The organism is Vibrio sp. D401a, assembly GCF_030248515.1.
Lineage (GTDB): Bacteria > Pseudomonadota > Gammaproteobacteria > Enterobacterales > Vibrionaceae > Vibrio > Vibrio rotiferianus.
Genome location: NZ_JAHGAI010000117.1, coordinates 1 through 623 on the forward strand (window position 1 = coordinate 1; position 623 = coordinate 623).

Below are 623 nucleotides of genomic sequence, written 5' to 3' on the forward strand. Positions count from 1 at the left end.
CTTAACAGGGCGTTATATGATTTAAGGAGAAATCTTTGAGCAATTGGGATGATGTTGCTGGTAAAGTTGAGTTTAATCTTCAATTAATCAGTGAGTTACTTATTAATACAGTGCCATATTCTAGCCAAGTTCTTGATTTTGGTTGTGGGTATGGAAGAGTAACCAATGAGCTTTATGACTTAGGTTATAAAAGTATTTGTGGTGTTGATTCTTCATTGGAAATGATTAATCGTGGAAACAAGGAATTCCCGCATCTAGAGCTGAACTACTCAAAAGGTTCACTGCTTCCTTTTTCTGATTCTTCCTTTGATGCCATTGTTACGTGTGCTGTTTTTACGTGTATTCCAGAAGTACAAACTAGGGTAAATGTAGTTTCTGAGCTACTAAGAATTTTAAAGCCAAATGGAGTTATTTATTTGGCTGAATTTTGCTCTGATGAAAGTCTTTTTTTTACTTCTGGTGTTGGGGTTCCAATGTGGCATGGAACTCAAGCTGAAATTGAAAACATAGTTGATGGGTTTGTACTAGAAAAGTCTATCGTTGTTAATAATCAAACGATGACAGGGCATAATAGTAAGGCTTGTCACGTAGTGGCTAGAAAAATCATATAACAAAGCATTTAA

Annotated in this window: 1 protein-coding gene; it reads left to right on the top strand. The window is 35.3% G+C overall.

What is annotated here, in order from left to right; genetic code table 11:
- The first annotated feature begins 35 nt into the window (after positions 1 to 35).
- The gene (locus tag KIV41_RS24805) at positions 36 to 611 is read left to right on the top strand and encodes a class I SAM-dependent methyltransferase (RefSeq protein WP_258662085.1); all 576 of its coding nucleotides are present in this window, start codon (positions 36 to 38) and stop codon (positions 609 to 611) included.
- The last annotated feature ends 12 nt before the right edge of the window (positions 612 to 623 follow it).